The 16,055-nt window shown below is 69.0% G+C and carries 13 protein-coding genes; 9 read left to right on the top strand and 4 right to left on the bottom strand.

The annotated features are described in order from the left end of the window. From PCA_RS12370 to PCA_RS12335, 8 genes are all read left to right on the top strand, one after another. Positions 1-1,610, top strand: a 1,610-nt coding sequence (locus PCA_RS12370; RefSeq protein ID WP_255436826.1) for an ATP-dependent DNA helicase, incomplete at its 5' end; no start/stop codon positions are given. Further along, on the top strand, positions 1,607-2,005 hold the full coding sequence (locus PCA_RS12365; protein WP_181302924.1) for a DUF4440 domain-containing protein: 399 nt from the start codon (positions 1,607-1,609) through the stop codon (positions 2,003-2,005). The genes PCA_RS12370 and PCA_RS12365, both read left to right, overlap by 4 nt. Before the next feature lie 33 nt (positions 2,006-2,038). After that, positions 2,039-2,803: a helical backbone metal receptor gene (locus PCA_RS12360; protein ID WP_181302923.1), complete on the top strand. Its 765-nt coding sequence runs from the start codon at positions 2,039-2,041 to the stop codon at positions 2,801-2,803. Positions 2,804-2,849: 46 nt separating this feature from the next. Further along, a complete protein-coding gene (lldD, locus tag PCA_RS12355) occupies positions 2,850-3,986 on the top strand; it encodes an FMN-dependent L-lactate dehydrogenase LldD (RefSeq protein ID WP_181302922.1) in 1,137 nt (378 codons plus the stop codon). A gap of 93 nt (positions 3,987-4,079) precedes the next feature. Next, positions 4,080-5,426, top strand: a complete 1,347-nt coding sequence (gene creD / locus PCA_RS12350; RefSeq protein WP_181302921.1) for a cell envelope integrity protein CreD — start codon at positions 4,080-4,082, stop codon at positions 5,424-5,426. Continuing rightward, positions 5,423-6,121 (top strand): tRNA (adenosine(37)-N6)-threonylcarbamoyltransferase complex dimerization subunit type 1 TsaB, encoded by a 699-nt coding sequence (gene tsaB / locus PCA_RS12345; RefSeq protein WP_181302920.1) that lies wholly within the window; start codon positions 5,423-5,425, stop codon positions 6,119-6,121. The genes creD and tsaB overlap by 4 nt, the downstream gene beginning before the upstream one ends. A 113-nt stretch (positions 6,122-6,234) precedes the next feature. Then, positions 6,235-6,762: a hypothetical protein gene (locus tag PCA_RS12340; RefSeq protein WP_181302919.1), complete on the top strand. Its 528-nt coding sequence runs from the start codon at positions 6,235-6,237 to the stop codon at positions 6,760-6,762. A gap of 144 nt (positions 6,763-6,906) precedes the next feature. Further along, positions 6,907-7,263, top strand: a complete 357-nt coding sequence (locus PCA_RS12335) for a DUF1428 domain-containing protein (RefSeq protein ID WP_181302918.1) — start codon at positions 6,907-6,909, stop codon at positions 7,261-7,263. A 49-nt stretch (positions 7,264-7,312) separates the two neighbouring features. On the opposite strand, the gene PCA_RS12330 is transcribed toward PCA_RS12335, so the two are convergent. Then, positions 7,313-8,338, bottom strand: a complete 1,026-nt coding sequence (locus PCA_RS12330; protein ID WP_181302917.1) for a putative sulfate exporter family transporter — start codon at positions 8,336-8,338, stop codon at positions 7,313-7,315. Positions 8,339-8,430: 92 nt separating this feature from the next. Between PCA_RS12330 and PCA_RS12325 the strand changes: the two genes are divergently transcribed. Then, entirely contained in the window at positions 8,431-9,318 is an 888-nt protein-coding gene (locus PCA_RS12325; protein WP_181302916.1) for a LysR family transcriptional regulator, read from the top strand. A gap of 143 nt (positions 9,319-9,461) precedes the next feature. Here the strand turns inward: PCA_RS12325 and PCA_RS12320 are convergent, their stop codons facing one another. The 3 genes from PCA_RS12320 to PCA_RS12310 form a co-directional block, all read right to left on the bottom strand. Next, positions 9,462-12,365, bottom strand: coding sequence for a TonB-dependent receptor (locus PCA_RS12320; protein WP_181302915.1), 2,904 nt, complete (start codon positions 12,363-12,365; stop codon positions 9,462-9,464). 234 nt (positions 12,366-12,599) lie between these two features. Next, a complete protein-coding gene (locus PCA_RS12315; protein WP_181302914.1) occupies positions 12,600-14,564 on the bottom strand; it encodes a glycoside hydrolase family 127 protein in 1,965 nt (654 codons plus the stop codon). 242 nt (positions 14,565-14,806) lie between these two features. After that, positions 14,807-16,024, bottom strand: a complete 1,218-nt coding sequence (locus PCA_RS12310; RefSeq protein WP_181302913.1) for a glycoside hydrolase family 27 protein — start codon at positions 16,022-16,024, stop codon at positions 14,807-14,809. Positions 16,025-16,055: the final 31 nt, after the last annotated feature.

The raw sequence follows: 16,055 nt of genomic DNA, 5'->3' as shown, positions 1-16,055 counted from the left end.
CCAGCTCCATGCGGTCGCCGCGGCGCGTGCGCGAGGGGGCGAGCTTCGACAAGGCACAGGCCGCGCAGCTGGCGACCATCCGCGCCTGGTCCGCGCGCACGCGCCGCGGCGACCGCATGGAGCTGGCCGAGGTGCCGGAGGAATCGCCGCTGTGGCCGCGCGTCACCTCCACGCCGGAGAACTGCCTCGGCGTGGAGTGCCCGTTCCACGACGACTGCCACGTGGTGAAGGCGCGCCGCGAAGCGCAGGAGGCGCAGCTCGTGGTGGTGAACCATCACCTGCTGTTCGCCGACCTCGCGTTGAAGCAGGAAGGCTTCGGCGAAATCCTGCCCAGCGCCTCGGCCTTCATCCTCGACGAGGCGCACCAGATTCCCGAACTGGCTGGACAGTTCTTCTCGCAGAGCGTGAGCGCGCGTCAGTTGAGCGAGCTGGCGCAGGACGTGCTGCGCGAATGCAGCGGCGTCACCGGCGCGATCGGCCTGCTGCTGGAGCCGGTGGAGGCGCTGCAGGACGCGCTGCGTCGCCTGCGCCTGGCGATGGAGCCGTTGCCGACGCGCGGCGCGTTCGGTGCGCTCGAAGCCGTGGCCGCCGTGCGCGAGGGCTTGCACGAGGTCAGCGAACTGCTGGCCACGCTCGCCGACCTGCTCGCCTCGCAGGCGGAGCGCTCGCGCGGGCTCGCCAATGCGCATGAGCGCGCCACGCTGCTGGCCGAACGACTGGAGCGCATCGTCGAGCAGGCGTCCGAACGCGACGTGCGCTGGTACGAACTGTTCCCGCGCGGCTTCGCGCTGCATGCCACGCCGCTGGATCTCGCTGCGCCGCTGCGCGCCATGCGCGAACGCAGCGAGGCCGCGTGGATCTTCACGTCGGCCACGCTGTCGGTGGCCGGGCGGTTCGACCACTTCGCGCACCAGCTCGGCCTCGACGAGCCGCAGACGCTGTTGCTGGAAAGCCCGTTCGACTATGCGCGGCAGGCGCTGTGCTACCTGCCGGAAGGCTTGCCCGATCCGGCCGCGCGCGACCACACCGAGCGCGTGCTCGACGCCGTGCTGCCGGTGCTGCAGGCCTCGAACGGCCGCGCCTTCCTGCTGTTCACCTCGCACCGCGCGCTGCGCCGCGCCGCCGAACTGCTGGCCACGCGCGTGCCCTGGCCGCTGTTCGTGCAGGGCACGGCGCCGCGCCACCAGTTGCTGGAGGAATTCCGCCATTCCGGCCACGGCGTGCTGCTGGGCGCGGCGAGTTTCTGGGAAGGCGTGGACGTGGTGGGCGACGCGCTCAGCGTGGTGGTGATCGACAAGCTGCCGTTCGCCGCGCCCGACGATCCCGTGCTGGTCGCGCGGCTGGAAGCGCTGGAGCAGCAGGGCATCAACCCCTTCATGGGCTGGCAGGTGCCGGCTGCGGCGATCGCCTTGAAGCAGGGCGCGGGCAGGCTGATCCGCAGCGTCACCGACCGCGGCGTGCTGGTGCTGTGCGATCCGCGCATCACGGGCAAGGGCTACGGCAAGCTGTTCCTCGCCAGCCTGCCGCCGATGCCGCGCACGCGTGCGCTGGCCGACGTGCAGGCGTTCTTCGCGCCGCTTGCCGAGAGCCACGAGGAGTCCGCCGCATGAGCACGGAACCCGATCTGCGCACCGATCCCGCCTTGCTGCCCGTGCTGGATGAGTTGAGACAGCGCGAGCCGATCTTCCATCGTCCCGAATTCGGCAGCACGCGTGCCGACCACCTCGCGATGACGGCGGAAGATTTCCGGGAAGTGGGCGCATCGGGCCGCCGCTACAGCCGCGAGCACGTGCTCGACGTGCTGGACGAGCGCCAGCGGCATCCGCAACCGGACCCGTGGGAAACCGGCGAGTTCCATTGCCGCCAGCTGGCCGACGCGGTCTACCTGCTCACCTACACCTTGCGTCAGGGCGAACGCGTGACGCGCCGCGCCACGATCTGGCGGCGCGATCCCGACGGCTGGAAGATCGTGTTCCACCAGGGCACCGTGGTGGCGGAGGCCTGAGCCGGGCGCGAAGCGTCCTCCGGAATCCCCGTCATGCGCATCTTCTCCCACACCTGTTCCAACACCGAGATCGTCTGCGCGCTGGGTTGCGCGCGGATGCTGGTCGGCGTGGATGCGGATTCCGACCATCCGCCCGAGCTCGTCGCCGGCCTGCCGAAGACGGGGCGCGACCTCGATCTCGACGTGGACGCGGTACTCAGGCTCGAACCCGACCTGGTGCTGACCTCGCTCACCGTGCCCGGCCACGAGCGCGTGGTGGCGGCATTGCAGGCGGCGGGTTTGCAGACCCTGGTATGCGATCCGCAGTCGCTGGACGACGTGTACGGCGATATCCGCCGCATCGCAGAAACCTTGGGCGTGCCGGCGCAGGGCGACGCGCTGGTGGCGCGGATGGAGGCCGCGATGCCGCACGTCGAACCGCAGGGGCCGCGCCCCGCCGTGCTGGTGGAGTGGTGGCCGAAGCCGGTGATCGCTCCCGCGCAACGCTCCTGGGTCAACGACCTCATCGTGCGTGCGGGCGGGCGCAACCCGTGGGGCGAGGTGGATGCCCGCAGCGTGCCGCTGACCCACGATGCGGCGGCCGCCGCCATGCCCGACATCGTGGCGATGAGCTGGTGCGGAGTGAAGGTGGAGAACTACCGTGCCGACGTGGTGCGTCGGCGCGAGGGCTGGAAGCACGTGCCGGCCGTCGTCGCCGGGCGCATCCACGCGATCAGCGAGGCCTTCCTCGGCCGCCCCGGTCCGCGGTTGGTGCAGGGCTACCGGCAATTGCGCGCGGCCATCGCCGCGGCGGAATGAATCGCTGGCGTTGCGCGAGGCGGCGGCGCGTAGCACAGTGCCGCGCATGATCATTTCCTCCACGATGGACTACCGCGCGGCCGCCCAGCGCCGCCTGCCGCCCTTCCTGTTCCACTACATCGACGGTGGCGCCTACGACGAGCAGACCCTGCGCCGCAACGTCGAGGACCTGCGCGGCCTCGCCTTGCGCCAGCGCGTGCTCGGCGAAGTCGGCGAGGTCGATCTCTCCACGCAACTCTTCGGCGAAAGGCTCAGCCTGCCGGTGGCGCTGGCGCCGGTAGGGCTTACCGGCATGTATGCGCGTCGCGGCGAAGTGCAGGCGGCGCATGCGGCGGCGGCCAAGGGCGTGCCGTTCACCCTGTCCACGGTGTCGGTGTGTCCCATCGAGGAAGTGCAGCGCGAGCTGTCGCGGCCGATCTGGTTCCAGCTCTACGTGCTCAAGGACCGCGGTTTCATGAAGAACGCGCTGGACCGCGCGTGGGCGGCCGGCGTGCGCACCCTGGTGTTCACCGTGGACATGCCGGTGCCGGGCGCGCGCTATCGCGACCGGCATTCCGGCATGTCCGGCCCGCATGCCGCGCTGCGCCGCATGTGGCAGGCCGTGTGCCATCCGCGCTGGTCGTGGGACGTGGGCCTGCGCGGCCGGCCGCACGACCTCGGCAACGTCTCCGCCTACCTCGGCCATCGCATCGGGCTGGAGGATTACATCGGCTGGCTGGGCAAGAATTTCGATCCCGCCATCGGCTGGCGCGACCTGCAGTGGATACGCGAATCCTGGAAGGGCGCGATGGTGCTCAAGGGCATCCTCGACCCGCAGGATGCGCTGGAGGCGGTGCAGTTCGGCGCCGACGGCATCGTGGTTTCCAACCATGGCGGACGCCAGCTGGACGGCGTGCTGTCCTCGGCGCGCGCGCTGCCTGCCATCGCCGATGCGGTGAAGGGCAAGCTCGCCATCCTCGCCGATTCCGGCGTGCGCTCGGGCCTCGACGTGGTGCGCATGCTGGCGCTGGGCGCCGACGGCGTGCTGCTGGGCCGTCCCTTCGTCTATGCGCTGGCCGCGGCCGGCGGGCAGGGCGTGGCGCACCTGCTCGACCTCGTCGCCGCCGAGATGCGCGTGGCGATGACGCTGACCGGGGCGAAATCGATCGCCGGCATCACGCGGGACAGCCTTGCTGCCGCGTAAAAGCCACATCATGCCCATTCGCCGCCACGCGCCGCCCGGGGCAGGACATCGCGCGCTGCTGTGATGCACGCTCCGGATCGAAGGAGTCGTGACATGGGCAAATGGATGCAGAGCGCAACGGCCAAGGTGCTTGGCATCGGCGTGCTGGCGCTGCTGATGACCATACCGTTGTTGAAAGTGAGCGGCCTGGTGACGGAGCGCCTGGCCATGCGCACGCAGGCCATCGCCCAGATCGCGCAGGGCTGGGGCGGCGCGCAGGTGCTGGGCGGCCCGGTGCTGGTCATACCCACGCGCCGGCTGGTCGCGCCGGAGGGGCAGGCGCCGCAGTGGCGCGCGGGCAGCGAGACCGTTCTCGCGGACACCTTGCACGTCGATACGACGCTGGCCACGTCCACGCGCCAGTACGGCATCTACTCCGCGCCCGTCTTCGTGGCCACGACGAAGCTGCAGGCCGCGTTCCGCGCCGCGGACCTCGCGCAGTTCCGCACGGCCAGCGATGCGGCATGGCAGGGCGGCAAGGCCGAGCTGCGCCTGCCGGTGGCCGACCTGCGCGGCCTGCAGCAGGTGGACGAGCTGACCGTCAACGGCAAGCCGGTGCGCTTCGAATCGTCCGCCGAACGCTTCGGCTCCTGGCCTGTCGTGGTGGTGCCGATCGACCTCGACGCGCTGGGCAACCAGTCCATCGACGTGGCGATCACGCTCAAGCTGGCCGGCACCGAGTCCATGCAGTTGCTGCCGTTGGCGCGCAGCACCGACGTGACCATGCGCGCGCCGTGGCGCGATCCCGGCTTCACCGGCGCGGCCTTGCCGCTGGAGCGCGACATCGGCCCCGACGGCTTCAGCGCACACTGGCACCTGCTCGATCTCAACCGCAGCTACGGCCAGCACTGGGACGAACGCGACGAAGGCGTGGCGCGCGCCCTGTCGTCCTCCGACTTCGGCGTGCAGCTGTACCAGCCGGTGGACGTCTATCAGCGCAACGTGCGCGCGGGCAAGTACGGCCTGCTGTTCATCGCGATGACCTTCGTGGTGTTCTTCCTGTTCGAGGTGCTGAAGCGGCTGCGCGTGCATCCCGTGCAATACCTGCTGGTGGGCATGGCATTGGCCACGTTCTACGTGGTGCTGCTGGCGCTTTCCGAGCAGATCGGCTTCGGCCCGGCCTACGCGGTCGCGGCGGCGGCGGTGGCCTTGATCGTGGGCGGCTACGCGGCCGCGGTGTTGCGCGCGCGGCGTGCCGGCGGGTTGCTGGGCGGCGTGGTGGCGCTCACCTACGCGATGCTCTACGGCCTGATCGCCGCCGAGCAATACGCGTTGCTGGTCGGCGCACTGGTGCTGCTCGTCACCGTGGCCCTGCTGATGTATCTCACCCGCCGCATCGACTGGTACGCCCACACGCCGGCCTTGGGCGAAGCGCCAGCGGCTATCATGGAGCGGCCATGAACCTGCTTGCCATCGAAACCGCCACCGAAGCCTGCTCCGTCGCCCTGGTCCACGGCGATACCGTGATCGCACGCAGCGAGCTGGCACCGCGTCGCCATGCCGAACGCGTGCTGCCGATGGCCGACGAGCTGCTGGCCGAGGCGGGCCTCGGCCGCCACGCGCTGGACGCGATCGCCGTGGGTCGCGGCCCCGGCGCGTTCACCGGCGTGCGCCTCGCGATCTCGCTGGCGCAGGGCATGGCGCTGGCGCTGGACCTCCCCGTGGTCACCGTCTCCTCGCTCGCGGCGCTCGCGCTGGAAGCGCCGGACGACGGCGACGCCGACACCGCCATCCTCGCCGCGATCGACGCCCGCATGGGCGAGATCTACGCCGCCTGCTACCGCCGCGACGGCGAAGGCGGCCTGCTCGCGCTCGACCACGAACGCGTCTGCACCGCCGACGCGTTGCTGCTGCCCGAAGCCCGTGCCTGGCAGGTGGTGGGCAGCGGCTGGGCCACCTACGAAGCCGTGTTGCGCGAGCGCCTGGGCAGCGAACCCCGCTTCGCCGACGGCGCCCGCTACCCCCAGGCCGTCCACGTCGCCGAACTCGCCGCCCGCGAGTACCGGGCCGGCCGCGCGCGCCCCCCCGAACAGGCGCTTCCGGTGTACCTTCGCGACAAGGTGGCCTTGACGCTGGTGGAGCAGGGGAAGGCTTGAGGCCTTGATGCCCGCTTTCATCCAGGGCAGACACGGCGTCCATTGCCGTTCGCTGCCGCAGGGGTGTTCAGATCGCCGGTTGCTGAAGGGTTCTCTGTCTGCGGGGAGGGCGTATGGACGTCTACGATCTGCTGGATACGACGATCAAGATCGGCCTGGGCGCGGCTGCTTCCGGCATCAGTGCCTACGTGCTGGCCAGGCAAAGCCACCGCAGCGAGATGCGCAAGGTGGCGGTCCTGCGGCGTATGGACATACTCGAAAAAGCCTCCGAGCGCAGCGAGGAATTCATGCGCGCCTGGCGCGAACTGACCGGTACGCTGGGCGGGATGTTCGAGGGCCTCCATCCGCCGAAGCCCTACTTCTCCGAGGCGCAGTGGAAGTCCGTGATGGCGGCGGACGAGATCCTCATGCAGGCGAAGGACCAGATCTACGCCGTGGTCGCCGGCCTTCGCCTGATCGGCGCAACCGAGCCCGTCAAGTATCTCAACGAGATCAACCTCGCCATCGGCTCGTTCAGGGACGAGATGATGCTCAGGCACAGCACGCCGACGGCCGAAGGGCTGCGCGGCGTACGCGACGAAGTCGGGAAGCTGCGGAAGCAGTTCCTGTCGTCGTTGAGCAAGAGTTACGCGGCGTTCTGATCAAGGAACCGTGAAGGCTCGCGACGTCCGCGTTCGGACTGCCGCGGGCAGCTCCCCAAGCAACCCGTGTCGATCCTGCAGTCGCCCATTCGTTGCATCCATGAAGGTGACCCTCTCGGCCACCCGTCAGCCAAGGAGACCGCCATGTCCTATGTCGATGGTTTCGTGATCGCCGTACCCAATGCCAACCGCGACAAGTTCATCGCGCACGCCCGCACCTTCGACGCCATTTTCCTGGAGTGCGGCGCCATCCGGGTGGTGGAGTGCTGGGGCGACGACGTGCCCGACGGCAAGCTCACCGATTTCCGCCGCGCCGTGCAGGCGACGCAGGACGAATCCGTGGTGTTCTCCTGGGTGGAATGGCCGGACAAGGCCACCCGCGATGCGGGCATGGCGAAATTCATGCAGGACCCGCGCATGGAGGCCGCCGCCGACTGTCCTTTCGACGGCAAGCGCATGATCTTCGGCGGCTTCCAGTCGGTGGTCAGCCTGCCGGGCTAGGCGGCCCCTGTGCTGCGCGCCCGCTTCGCGAGATGCGAACGCCGCGGCGTCAAAGCCGCCCGATCAGCAACTGCACGGCCAGGCTGCTGACCGACACCGCGGCCCACACGCCCAGGCCCAGCAGGATGGGGCGGGGGCCGCTGGCGATCATCCTGCGCAGGTTGGCGGAGAGGCCGATGGCGGTGAGCGCCACGATGATCAGGAACTCGGCGAGGTCGTGCAGCGCAAGCAGGACGGCGGCGGGGATCAGGCCGGTGGTGCGGATCGCCGAGGCCACCAGGAACCACAGGATGAACCACGGGAAGATGCGGCGCAGGCTGAAGTCGGCGGCGCCGCTCTTCTTCTCGCGCACGGCGGTCGCGAACGCGAGGATCAGGCAGATCGGGATGATCAGCGTGGCGCGGGTGAGCTTGACGATGGTGGCGTAGTCGCCCGCCGCGTGGCTGTAGCTGTAGCCGGCCGCCACCACCGACGAGGTGTCGTTGATCGCGGTGCCGGCCCACAGGCCGAAGCCGAGGTCGCTGAGGTGCAGCAGGTGGCCGAGCAGCGGGAACAGCAGCACCGCCACCACGTTGAACAGGAAAATGGTGGAGATCGCGAACGCGGTGTCGTGGTCGTCCGGCTTGATGATCGGCGTGACCGCGGCGATCGCCGAGCCGCCGCAGATCGCGGTGCCGACGCCGATCAGCACCTTCAGCTTGTCGTGCACGCCCAGCCAGCGGCCCAGCGCCCACGCGGTGGTGAAGGCCACGGTCAGGGTCACCAGGGTCACCGACAGCGATTCCAGCCCGGTCTTCGCCACCTGGGTGAGGCTGAGGCCGAAACCCAGCGCGATGATCGACCACTGCAGCACCTGCTTGCCGGCGAAGGCGATGCCCGGCGTGAAGCGCGCATCGGGCGAGAACAGGTTGCGCACCGCGATGCCCAGCAGGATGCCGATCACCGGGCCGCCGATCAGCGGCAGCCGCCGGCCCAGCCACCAGGCGAGCAGCGCGATGGCGACCGCCAGCAGGAGCCCGGGTGCGCGGCTGCGCAGGCTGGGGCGGGCGACGGCGGTGGCGAGCGGCGTGTTCATGGGGCGAAGCGCTGCGGGGAGTTGCGCCATTGTCCACGCGCCAGCCAATCAGCAAAACTTGGAAAATCTGATCGATCCTATAAGATCAGCTGATGAACAACATCAGCCCGCGCCAGCTCAAGGTGTTCGTGCAGATCGCGCTGCTGGGCAGCGTGCGCGCCGCGGCCGGGCGGCTGTACCTGACCCAGCCGGCGGCCAGCATGGCGCTGGCCGAGCTGGAGCGGCAGCTGGATGCTCCCTTGTTCGCCCGCGAGCGTGGCCGGCTGCGGCTCAATCCGCGCGGTCGCGAGCTGCTGCCGCTGGCGCAGGAACTGCTGGAGCGCCACGCCGAATTCGGCCGCCGCGGCCGCGAGGACGGCGGCGCGCTGTCCGGCGAACTGCGCATCGGCGCCAGCAACACGGTGGGCAACTACCGGGTGGGCGAGTTGCTGGGCGCGTTCGTGCGCGCCCAGCCGCAGGTGGCGATCCGCCTGCGCGTGGCGAACACCGACGCGATCGCCGCGGCGATGCTGGACCACAGCCTGGACCTGGGTTGCGTGGAAGGGCCGGTGACGCATCCGCAACTGGAAGTGCGGCCGTGGCGCGACGACCTGCTGGTGGTGTGCGCCCCGCCCGACCATGCGCTGGCGCGCAGGCGCGGGCTCAAGCCGGCGGATTTCGCCGGCGCGCGCTGGGTGATGCGCGAACCGGGCTCGGCCACCCGCGCCACGAGCGAGCGCGTGCTGTCGCAGCTGCCGCCCGGCGACACCGTGCTGGAGCTGGACCAGATCGAGGCGATCAAGCAGGCGGTGATCGCCGGCCTGGGCATCGCCTGCCTGCCGCAGGTGGCGGTCACCGACGCGCTGGCGACCGGCAGACTGAAGGCGCTGAAGACGCCCTTCCTCGACCTGCGCCGCAAGCTTTCCATGCTGGTCCACCGCCAGAAATACCGTGGCGCGCTGCTGGATGCCTTCATCGCCCAGGCTGGCCTGGAGCGCTGAATCGAGACGAGCGGCTCAACCGCCGCCGCGTCGTGTCTCCGCCGCATACGCATCGAAACCTGCCCGTTGCCACCGCCGCTGCGCGCGGTCGCGACCGATGATCTCCCGGGCGGCCTCGGCCGCCCGGGAGCAGGACTTCCGCATCACAGCGATACGGTGGCGCGAGCCCAGTAATAGCGGCCGATCAGGTCGTAGGTGTAGGCATCGGTGTTCGAGTTGCTGCCCCACTGGTAGAACATCGGCGGCTGCTTGTCGGCGATGTTGTCGACGCCGACCGACAGCGTGGTGTGGTACTTGCCGAACTCGTAGCTGGCGGACAGGTTGTTGTAGACGTACGCGCCGATCCTGTGCACCACGCCGTCCCTGCCTTCGTCGGCCGAATAGCTTTGCGACAGGTCGGCACTGCCCACCTTGGTGCGGCCGATGTAGCGCAGCGTCCAGCTGGCGCTCCACGGGCCGCGGCTCCAGTTCAGCGTGCCCAGGCCGCGCCAGCGCGGGAACTCGCCATAGGAGGGGCAGAAGGAGCCGGCGCAGTGCACCACCGCCACGCTGGCGTCGCCCGGTGCGGGATCGACGTCGTAGCGTGCCATGTAGGTGCCGTTGAGGCTGGCGTTGAACTTGCCGTAGCGCTCGGTGGCGAAGCTGTACTGCACGCTGCCGTCGACGCCCTTGGCCCAGGTCTGGCCCAGGTTCACCGTGGGCACGCTGATGTAGCTGATCTGGCCGTTGCCGGAGCGATGGATCAGGCCGCACAGCTTCTCGCTGTAATAGCACTCGTTGAGGATCGTGGTCGGGTCGATGCCGTCGACGATGGTGTCGTTGAGGTTGATGCGCCAGACGTCGGCGCTGAACGACAGCCCGCGCAGCCAGTGCGGGTCGTAGACCAGGCCGAAGTCGAAGGACTTGCCGTGCTCGGGCTTGAGGCTGTAGCCGGCGGCCACGGAGCCGGAACCCTTGACGCCGAGCTGCGGGTTGTTCTGCTCGAAGCTGCCGTCGGTGGGGACGTTGACGCAAGCCTGCGCATGGCCGCCGGTGTAGCCGTTGCAGAGGTCGGTGGCCGCGAGGGCGCCGCCGCTGGTGCCGGCATACAGTTCGCCGATGTTGGGGGCGCGGAACACCTGGGATGCCGTGCCGCGCAGCAGCAGGTCGGCTATCGGGCGCCATTCCAGCGCCACCTTGCTGTTGGTGGTGCTGCCCGACAGGCTGTAGTTGGAATAGCGCGAACCGATGTCCAGGTTCAGCGAGTAGAACCACGGCTGGTTGGCGAGGATCGGGATCAGCGTTTCCGCGTAGGCTTCCTTGACGTTGTAGCTGCCGTGCAGCACGGTGCCGCATTCTTCCACCACGCCGCACAGGCCCGCGTAGTCGCCGGAGGTGATCGCCGTGGCGATCGGGGTGTCCGTGCCGTCGACCTGCGATTCCTTGCGGTAGGACACGCCTGCGGCCAGGTTGACCGGGCCGGCCGGCAAGTCGAACAGCTCGCCGTTGGCGCTGGCCTCGAACTGCTTCATGGTGTAGTGGTAGTAGGTGACCGGATCGACCACGATCTTCTTCAGCGCCGCGACGGTGGTGGGGTCGTTGATGTTGAAGAGATTGATCGGCGTGCAGTTGGCGATCGGCGCGGACGGCGTGCCGCAGGTCACCACGCCGGTGCCGCTGTCCAGGAACGACGGCCCCAGGCCCTGCTGGAGCGCGGCGTAGCCGAGGAAGCCGTTGTTTTCGGTCTTCTGCTTGACCTTGCCGTAGTTGACGTCGGCGTTCCACTGCCAGCTGCTTTCGCCGAAGCTGCCGCGCAGGCCGGCAACGAACTGCAGGTCGTAGGTCTTGTTGACGAAGTCGCGGTTGCCCAGCGAGGACAGCCGCGTGTTGAAGTCGTGGGCGCTCTGGCCGGTGGTGCGGTCGGTGCCGAAGTCGATGCCGAACGGGTTGTAGTAGTTGTTCCTGGAAACGAAGAAGTCGTCCGCGTTGGCGACGATCGGCACCGGCGCGATGATCGACGACGCCACGGTCCGGGTATAGAAAAGGTTCGTGTAGGCTTCGACGTTCGGCGTGATCTTGAAGCTGCCGACCAGCGACAGGTTGGTTCGCTTCTGCGGCGTCTCGATCAGGTTGAACGGCTGGTAGTTGTAGGAGTCGGCCTTGCCGAACGGGTGGTAGTCGGACAGCGTGGTGATGCCGCCGACGCCCGGGTTCAAGGTGACGTAGGTGCCGTCGGCGTTCTCGATCAGGCCGGTCGGCACGGTGGACGAACCCAGCTTGGCCACCTCGCCGTTCTTCAGCGCCAGCGCATTCCGCGAATAGGAACGCGCGCTGGCGGTGATGCCGTTGACGCTCTGCTGGGTGGCGCCGAAGATCAGGTTGTAGCGGTCGCCGCCCAGCCCTCCCAATACGCTGAAGTCGCGCCGGTTGCCGTCGCCGCGCGAGCTCTGGCCGTAGCTGCTGCCCAGCTGCACGCCCCGGTAGTGGTCCTTCAGGATGAAGTTGACCACGCCGCCGATCGCATCCGAGCCATAGACCGAGGAGGCGCCGTCGCTGAGCACCTCGATGCGCTCGATCATGTTGGCCGGAATGCTGTTGACGTCGTCGTAGGCCAGGCGCCGGCCATTGACCAGCACCAGGGTGCGGTTGTCGCCGAGGCCGCGCAGCGAGATGGTCGAGGCGCCGGTGCCGCCGCCGTTGTTGATCGTCGGATTGGTGGCATTGCCGGCGACCGCGGGCAGTTGCTGCACCAGGTCGCCCAGGGTGGGCTTGCCGCTGTTCCTGATCTGGCTGCTGTCGATGGTCACCACCGGGTTCGAGGTTTCGGCATCGACGCGGCGGATCAGCGAGCCGGTGACGGTGACGGCCCCGAGGTTCTTGGCCTTCGCGGGTTCAGGCGTGGTGTCGGTGCTGTCCGCATGGGTGCCCTGCGCGGTGCCGGCATCCTCCGCGTGCAAGACGAGGCTGCCGCCCGCCAGGCCGAGCACAAGCGCAAGACGAACGGCGTGGGCAATCAGCGTGGAGCGTCGACAAGGTGCGCGATCGGGCAGGCGGACGGTGGATTCCATGGTGTGAGGTCCTCGCGTGGTGGGCCGCGGGATGAAGGGCGGCGTGGTGTGTGGATGGCGCAGGCTGGAGCGGTGCAACCGGCCTTGCGCTACGGGTGGTGGCGCTGTGTCCGTGCCGGCCTGTTGCATGGCGATACCTGCCGACGGGCACACGGGCTCCCGGAGGCGGTTGCCCGCCCCTTCGGTTCGTTCCATGGATGCGTCCATCGCGGGGGCGATCGACGCGTCACGCATTCAACTGCTGTCGGATGCGTCCGATGCGTTTTGCCAGTACACCGCGTAGCGCTCGCCCTGAATCCTGTTCAGCGGCGCCACGGCAACGGTGCCCTGGCGGGTGGTGGCTTCGAAACGCAGTTCGTCTTTCGACACGATGCGCATCCAGCCGGTGTCGTCCGGTTTGTCCGACGCGATCCGGGGCGCCGGTTCCGGCTTGGGTTCGGGATCGGGCGTGGCCCACATGCCGGTGTACTGCATGGCATGGGTCAGGCCATGGCTGCCGAGGCGCGCCGCCAGCACCAGCGGTCCGTACAGCATCGCGCGCAGGCTGTCGTCGCCCGGCAGGGCCACGCTGCGCAGCCGCATCGGCAGTTCGAGTTCGATGCGGTCGCCGTCGTGCCATTCGCGTTGCAGGGTCAGGTAGCTGCCGGGCGAGGCGAACACGTCGAGGGCTTCGCCGTTGAGACGCACCCTGGCATCGGGGCCGATCCATTCGGGCACGCGCAGGTTGAGGGCGAAGCGGGCCGGTGCGCCCAGCTTGAGGCTGAGGCGGGTGCGCGGCTCGCGCGGGAAAGCGGTTTCCTGGCGCAGGGTCAGTTTCTGCTGCGGCCATTCCAGTTCGGAGGGGATGAACAGGTTGACGTAGAGATCCTGCCCGTCGCGGAAATAGATGCTGCCGTTGAAGCGCGCGAACTCCTCGGCGCCGGTGCCGGTGCAACACCAGAACGAATCGGTGGGCGTGTTGAACACCTTCGCTCCGCCCGGACGCAGCGAGTAGTAGTAGAGCTTCATGCCGTCGTCGTCCTGGGTGCCCAGGCGCGCGTTGTAGAGCGTGCGCTCGTAGTAGTCGAAGGCGCGCGGGTCGCCGCTCCAGCGGTAGACGTGATCGGTGAGCTTGAGCAGGTTGTAGGCGACGCAGCATTCGGCGCTGTAGAGCCCGAGCTGCCCCTTGAGGTCGCCCGGCCCGGTCTTCCAGAACTCGTCGTTGCTGGAGCCGCCGGTGGCGTAGGTGCGGTTCCGGGTGACGGTTTCCCAGAAGAATTCGGCGATGCGCCGGTGTCGCGGTTCGCCGGTCAGCTCGTAGCGTCGTGCCGCGCCGATGATCTTGGGCACCTGGGTGTTGCTGTGCAGGCCTTGCAGCTCGTCGCGATGGGCCGCCAGCGGGACGAACAGCGAGGCCTGGTCGAAGCGGTGCGCGGCGTCGAGGTAGCGGTCGTTGCCGGTGACGGCGTACAGCTCGTACATCGATTCGTTGAGGCCGCCGTATTCCACTTTCAGGATGTGCGCGATCTCGTCGTCGGAGAAGCCGTTGAGCCAGCGCACGACCCAGTTGCCGATGCCGGTGGCGACCTGCAACGCCTGCTGGTTGCCGGCATGCAGGTACATGTCGAGCATGCCGGCCTGGATCTTGTGGATGGTGTAGAACGGCGCCCACACCTTCTGGCCGCGGCTGAGGCGGTCAAAGAAATTTTCGGGGAATGCGCTGAGGTAGCCGTTGGCCTGCTGGCAGGCGGCGAGTGCCGCGACCAGCTGGTCGCCCCGTTCCTTCAGCGTCCGGTCGCCGTGGCTGGCCCAGGCCAGCGCGACGGCGGACAGGTAATGGCCGCCGCTGAAATGGCCGCGCAATTCGCAGTCCGGTTTTTCCCAGCCGCCCAGCGGTGCGGCGTGCGAGGCGATGCCGGCCTGCACGCGGAAGCTGTGCGCCAGCCGGTCCACCGGCAGGCTGCGCAGATACTGCAGGTTGGCGGCGGCCGCGGTGGCGAACTCGCCGTCGAGCAGGCGTACCTGGTTCAGGGGGAAACCCTGCATGCGGTAGACAGGCTGTTCGCGGGAGGCCGGGGCGGCGCCGGCGACCGTGGCGGAAGGCGGCGGATCGGCCACGTCGGGAGCGAAGGCGAGCGCCCTGGGCGCCAGCATGGCGGACGCCAGCGCCGTGGCCGCGCCCTTGAGAAACTGCCTGCGATATCCCGCGTCGTCTGACATGCCCGATCCCCGAAAGCCTGGATGTCGCCAGCGGAGCAACCCCTGGCGCGAATGCGCGCATCCCCCGATGCACGCTTTCATCCTGCCGTCATGTGGACAAGCCGTCTTGTGTCAATTGCCGAATTGGCGTGCGGAATCCTGCATAGTTCTTGTGGTAGTGCGAATTGAACGGACGGCCATACGGAATGGCGCGAAGCCGCCGCGACATGCGTGACGCCATGCGGGCGGCACGGCCTGGGGCTTCAATGCGGCTGGTCGATCCGCACCATCAGCACGTCGTGGTGGCGCAGCGCGATCGGCATGTGTTCGCTCAGCGTCAGCGGCTTGCCGCTCCAGAGATCGGTACCCTGCTGCGCGCCGTGCAGGCCGAGCCGCGCGAGGTCGAGGTGGAAGGGATGCGTGCCGGCATGGCGGTCGCTGCCCACGTTGAAGATCGCGACGGCCATGCCGCCGCCCTGGAGCGGACGCGTCCACACTTCGGTCTCGCCCTCGGCGTAGGCGCGCGTGGCTTGCCGCCCCAGCGGGTCCTGGTCGATCGCGATCACGGCCTTGTTGGTCAGCACCGCCTTCACCGGCGCCGGCATGTGGGCGAGATCGTTGCCGGCGAGCAGCGGCGCGGCCAGCATCGCCCACCAGCTGAAGTGCGCGCGGTTTTCCGCGTCGTTGAGCTTGCCGTTGCCGACTTCCAGCATGTCGGGGTCGTTCCAGTGGCCGGGACCCGCATAGCGGGCCAGGCCGGCCTGCTGCGAGGCGATCGCGTAGATGCGGTCCCATTCCGGCGTGATGTCGCCGGTGGTGCGCCACAGGTTGGCGCCGATGTCCGGGCCGGCGGCCCATTCCCACGAGGCGTCCCAGCCGTACTGGCACATCGAGAACACGATCGGCCGGCCGGCGGTGCGCAAGGCATCGTGCATCGTGCGGTAGGCCGCGATCATCAGCCGCATCTGCTGGTCGGGATCGTTCGGCGCCTTGGCCTGCATCACGTCCTCGATGTAGCTGCACAGGTCGTACTTCAGGTAGTCGACGCCCCAACTGGCATAGGTGCGTGCGTCCTGGGCCTCGTGCCCCAGCGAGCCGGTGTAGCCGGCGCAGGTCTTGCTGCCCGGCGAGCTGTAGATGCCGAGCTTCAGCCCGCGGGCGTGGACGTAGTCGGCCAGCGCCTTCATGTCGGGAAAGCGCGCGTTGGGATGGATCGTGCCCTGCGCGTCGCGTTCGCCCTGCCAGCCGTCGTCGATGTTCACGTAGACATAGCCGGCGTCGCGCATGCCGCTGTTGACCAGCGCGTCGGCCGCGGCGCGCACGTCGGCGTCGCTGACCTTCTCCGCGAAGAAGTTCCAGCTGTTCCAGCCCATCGGCGGCGTGGCTGCGACCGTAGCCGCGTGGGCCTGTGGCGCCGTGGCCATGGCGGTGCTGCAGGCCAGCAGGCTGGCGGCGAGTAGTGCGGTGCGGTACAGGCGCATGGGAACCTCGATGGCGGTGGCGGTCGGCGGG

It is taken from the genome of Rhodanobacter sp. PCA2, from assembly GCF_013620825.1.
In the GTDB taxonomy this organism is placed as follows: Bacteria; Pseudomonadota; Gammaproteobacteria; order Xanthomonadales; family Rhodanobacteraceae; genus Rhodanobacter_A.
The sequence above is the reverse complement of the archived record's forward strand: the minus strand, read 5'-3'. Positions and strand labels throughout refer to the sequence as shown.

Excerpts from the sequence above, each read along its gene's own strand:
- tsaB (WP_181302920.1), top strand. The coding sequence starts at position 5,423 with ATGAACCTGCTTGCCATCGAAACCGCCACCGAAGCCTGCTCCGTCGCC.
- PCA_RS12310 (WP_181302913.1), bottom strand. The coding sequence starts at position 16,024 with ATGCGCCTGTACCGCACCGCACTACTCGCCGCCAGCCTGCTGGCCTGC.
- PCA_RS12330 (WP_181302917.1), bottom strand. The coding sequence starts at position 8,338 with ATGAACACGCCGCTCGCCACCGCCGTCGCCCGCCCCAGCCTGCGCAGC.
- creD (WP_181302921.1), top strand. The coding sequence starts at position 4,080 with ATGGGCAAATGGATGCAGAGCGCAACGGCCAAGGTGCTTGGCATCGGC.
- PCA_RS12320 (WP_181302915.1), bottom strand. The coding sequence starts at position 12,365 with ATGGAATCCACCGTCCGCCTGCCCGATCGCGCACCTTGTCGACGCTCC.
- PCA_RS12335 (WP_181302918.1), top strand. The coding sequence starts at position 6,907 with ATGTCCTATGTCGATGGTTTCGTGATCGCCGTACCCAATGCCAACCGC.
- PCA_RS12360 (WP_181302923.1), top strand. The coding sequence starts at position 2,039 with ATGCGCATCTTCTCCCACACCTGTTCCAACACCGAGATCGTCTGCGCG.
- PCA_RS12365 (WP_181302924.1), top strand. The coding sequence starts at position 1,607 with ATGAGCACGGAACCCGATCTGCGCACCGATCCCGCCTTGCTGCCCGTG.
- PCA_RS12325 (WP_181302916.1), top strand. The coding sequence starts at position 8,431 with ATGAACAACATCAGCCCGCGCCAGCTCAAGGTGTTCGTGCAGATCGCG.
- PCA_RS12315 (WP_181302914.1), bottom strand. The coding sequence starts at position 14,564 with ATGTCAGACGACGCGGGATATCGCAGGCAGTTTCTCAAGGGCGCGGCC.
- PCA_RS12340 (WP_181302919.1), top strand. The coding sequence starts at position 6,235 with ATGGACGTCTACGATCTGCTGGATACGACGATCAAGATCGGCCTGGGC.
- lldD (WP_181302922.1), top strand. The coding sequence starts at position 2,850 with ATGATCATTTCCTCCACGATGGACTACCGCGCGGCCGCCCAGCGCCGC.